2 protein-coding genes are annotated in these 4,377 nt (G+C 71.3%); both read right to left on the bottom strand.

The features are described 5' to 3' along the window. Window positions 1-243: 243 nt before the first annotated feature. Window positions 244-2,004 (bottom strand): FAD-dependent oxidoreductase, encoded by a 1,761-nt coding sequence (locus tag AC08ON_RS16605; RefSeq protein ID WP_476617300.1) that lies wholly within the window; start codon window positions 2,002-2,004, stop codon window positions 244-246. Between the two features lie 143 nt (window positions 2,005-2,147). Then, window positions 2,148-3,566 (bottom strand): hypothetical protein, encoded by a 1,419-nt coding sequence (locus AC08ON_RS16600; RefSeq protein WP_476608440.1) that lies wholly within the window; start codon window positions 3,564-3,566, stop codon window positions 2,148-2,150. Window positions 3,567-4,377 lie beyond the last annotated feature (811 nt).

The following is a 4,377-nucleotide window of genomic DNA, read 5'->3' as shown; positions in this document are numbered from 1 at the left end:
CCACCGCACCCCCCGCCGGCACCACCGCACCCCCCGCCGGCACGGATACCCGGGGCGCCTTCGACGAAGGCCTGTCCGACTCGGCGACCCCTGACTTCGAGGAGTTGCCCGGCGTCGACCCGTCGCGCGGTGCGCCCAGCCGGCGGCGCTGAGATCACGTGCCGGCGATCGGCGTGCCGGGCAAAGCGTGGCTGCCGGACACGCCCGCATCCCGGCAGCTCGTGGCCAGCATCCGGCAACCGGTCACCTCGTCCCCGCGACCGGGCCGACCGGGCCGACCGGGCCGACCGGGCCGACCACGCGGTAGGTCCCGGGAGCGCCGGCTGGGACGGCGGGGTGCGCCGGTGCTCTCGGCGCAACCGGCCGGTAGGCCGCCCCGAGGGGTGGGCGCGGGTCGGGTTCCCCCTTGTTCGGCCAGAAGGACATCGCCCGTTCGGCCTGCGCAGTGATGGTCAACGACGGGTTCGCGCCGAGGTTCGCCGAGACCGCGGCGCCGTCGACGACGTGCAGCCCCTCGTATCCGAAGACCCGGTGGTAGGGATCGATTACTCCGGTGGTGGGATCCGTGCCGATGGGGGCCCCGCCGAGGATGTGCGCGGTCAGCGGGATGTTGGCGATCTCGCCGATCGACCCGCCGGGGTAGCCGCCCATCCTGGCCGCGATCCGGCGGGCGGCGTCGTTGCCCTCCGGGATCCAGGAGGGGTTCGGCTCACCGTGTCCCTGCCGACTCGTCAGCCAGCCGAGACCGAACGGTCCACGGCGCAGGGAGACGATCAACGAGTTGTCCCACGACTGCATGACCAGCGCAATGATGGTCCGCTCGGACCATCGCCAGGGCAGTGACGACGCCAGCGCCTGATGTGGGTGGAGCACGACCTGACGCAGGTATTTCAGCCAGCGCGGCACCCGCCCGCCGCCGTCGGTCATCGACGCGCTGATCAGTGCCATCAGGTTGCTCCCCCGGCCGTAGCGCACGGGTTCGATGTGGGTGTGCTCGTCGGGGTGGAAGGACGAGGTGATCGCGACTCCCCGGGCGATCCGCCGATCAGGGCGCAGCCTGGATGCGCCCAGGATCGCCTCGGAGTTCGTCCGGGTGAGATGACCGAGCCGGTCGGACAACACCGGCAGGTCACCGCTCTGTTTCATCGCCAGCAGCAGCCGCTGGGTGCCCAGGGTGCCGGCGGCGAACACGACCTGCTCCGCGGTGAGGGTACGTCGCCGACGCCGGACGAGACCCCCCGTCCGGACCATGTCGAGCTCATACCCGCCGGTCGGGCGTGGCCGGACAGCCGTGACCGTGGTGTCCGGGACTACCCGCACACCGGCCCGCTCGGCCAGGTACAGGTAGTTACAGTCGAGGGTGTTCTTGGCCCCTCGACGGCAGCCGCTCATGCACTCCCCGCACTCTACGCATCCCGTCCGAGCCGGGCCGGCGCCGCCGAAGTACGGGTCGGGGACACGCACGCCGGGTTCCCGGCGGCCGTCGCGGCCGAAGAAGACACCGACCGGCGCCGCCGCGAAGGTGGACCCGACCCGCATCTCCTCGGCGACCCTGCGGAACACCTCGTCGGAGTACGTCGTCGTCGGGTTGGGATTCACCCCGAGCATGCGTTCGGCCTGGTCGAAGAACGGCTCCAGCTCACGGCGCCAGTCGGTGATGTCCCGCCACTGCGGGTCGGTATAGAAGGCGTCGAGCGGGCGGTACAGCGTGTTCGCGTAGACGACCGAGCCGCCACCGACCGCCGTTCCGGACAGCACCACGACCCGACCCAACCAGGTGATCTTCTGGATACCGTGGCAGCCCAACCGCGGCATCCACAGATACCGGCGAACGTGCCAGCTGTTCTTCGGCAGCGTGTCCGGGGTGAACCGGCGACCGGCCTCCAGCACGAGGACACGATGGCCCTTCTCCGCGAGCCGTAGCGCGCTGACACTGCCGCCGAACCCGCTCCCGATCACGATCACGTCGGCGTCATAGCCGCCGTCCGACCCGGAATCAGCCACGGGTGTCGTCCACCGAAGTCACCATGACTTCCCATGATGGGCTGTCGCTGGGACTATGCAACACCATCCGCCACTGACCGTCACCATCTGCGGCCCGCCACGGGCGGGCCGCGGCGGGCGACCCGGACCACAGGTCGACCGGCTCAGGCCGCGCCGTCAGCCGCCGACTGGCTCGCCATCTGGGCATGCGCACGCCCCGCGCGAGCGGCCTCCTCGATAGCCTCCAGCGGTGGCCGCGGGATCGACACGGGCGGCGCCCCGGATTCCGGGCGGGCGGCTCGGGACCCGTAGGCCTCCCATCCTGGGCGTCCGGGCGCGGGTCCCTTCTCCTTCGCGGTGCGGGTGTAGCGCCCGCGCCCCTGGCTCGGGACGGTGGAACCCGGCGTCAGTCCGGTCCTGATCCCCCGGTTCTCCAGGCAGGCGCGGCAGTTGCAGTCGGCGGACGCCCTGGGCAGGCGATCGAGTCGCCAGGACAGATTGTCGATCTCGTCGCCATCCCCGACCAGGACACCGGTCGTGATGATGTGCACTAGATGCAGGGCCAGTTCGACCGGTTCCCAGCTGTCCTCCTCCAGGATCACCCGCAGTTTCTGGTAGATAGCCAGGTAGTCGGACGTCGGGCACCGCATCGCGTTCGCGAGGACCGTGATCACCTGGCTGGCGGCCAGGGTCATCGGCTCGGGCGGCGGAGGGGGCAACGGGACTGTCGGGGCGCCCCGCTCCGGTTCGGGAGTCGACGCGTCCGCTGCCCCAGCGGTCTCGTCCGTCGGGACGTGTGGCTCGTCCGTCACGGCCCCGCGGGTGGCGGGATCGACGGTGCCCACGGCCGAGGCCGGTTGGGGGTCGCCCTCCGCTCGGACGTCACCCGGCTCCGGCTGGTCTGAACGGGCGGTGTCCGGATCATCCGAACCGGCGGTGTCCGGGCGGTCGGCGCCCCTCGAGGGGGCGAGGTTGACCGCCGGGCTGGCGGCACCAGGCGAGCCATCGCCCGCCACGGACGCCATCGCCCGGGGACGACGGCCGACCGCAGACACCGTCCGCAGGCCGATCCGGCCACGGCGACCGCCGCGGCGCCGGCGGGCGGGCGCGGCCGAGGCTGCGGTTGCCGAGCCGGCCTCCGGAGACGCCGGAGCCGCGGACGCAGGAGAGGATGCGACGCCGGCCGCGACCAGGCGGACCTCGCCTGCCCGTACGGCGGCCTCGGGGATGCTCAGGGCTAACCGCGTCGTCCTGCCGGCCGCGGGCCGGGCCACCGTCGCCAACCAGCCCTGGTTGCGCAACCTGGTGATCTGGCGCTGCACGTGGGTCCGGCTGTAACCGGTCTCCGCGACCAGGGTGACCAGGCCGGGGGCGCTCACCGCGGCACCGGCGGGCGCCGCCGGCGGAACCTCGGCGACGTGGCTCGCCAGCGTCAACGCGACCAGCTTCGCCGCCGATGGCAGGGCCGCCCGCAGCACCGCCCGCTGCCATCCCCCGCGATCGGATACCAGCGTGCCCGGCTCCTGCGCACGGACCAGAACCAGAGCACCGGGGAGGGCAAGCTGGGTCACGGCCGACGCCACGTGTCCTCCCTTCCTCGGCGGGGTCACTCGAAGCTGACGGACTGCGCCCGCCCGAGCGGACCGGGGCGGGTTGCCCGGGGATCATGCCGACCTGAACGGGTTCGGTGGGTCGGGGACCGGTCAACGTCTGTCCAGGCACGGTACTCCGTGCCTGGAGGGGAGGCTCCTGGGGAGGGCCACCACATTCACATGAAGAGGACATGACTTCATCACCCTCGTTGGGGACTCGTGGTGCGACAGACGCATCAAACATCGCGCGACTGACGCAAAGCAAAAGATGGGGCCAGCGGCCACGAAAAGGCCACACCGGGCCATCCGGAAAGACCTCCCGAGCAGTTCTTCTCCCCGCCTTCAACCTCATCGGGTGACACCAGAAAGCGATTTTTAATCCGTCATCTTCAAATCCTTATTACCGCGTCACCCGGCGGGACGGCATCCCCGGGGAGGAGGACTTGGCGGCGTGGAGGATCCCCCCGCCACCTCGCCGGAGGGATGGCCGCCGCGGTGACCGCCGCGGTGACCGCCGCAGTGACCGCGCCCGAGTACACCCTGCCCACGGCACGTGCAGAGGAAAGTCCGGGCGCGCTCACCGGTTGAACCGGCCCGCCGGTATCCGGAACTACGACGGGACTCGGCGCACAAGAAAAATCGATGGGAACCGGAACACCGGGAGAAACCGGACCGCCCGGTCACGGCATTCTTCGTCCTTGCCCGACGAGGCCGGGCGGGAACAGCCACCTCGCCCGATCGACCCGCCGCCACACAACGGACGCCAACCACCGTCGCCGACAACAGAGATCGCGAACCTCCA

This window comes from Frankia sp. CoWAU3 (assembly GCF_977971855.1).
This window is presented reverse-complemented; position numbering and strand designations above follow the sequence as displayed.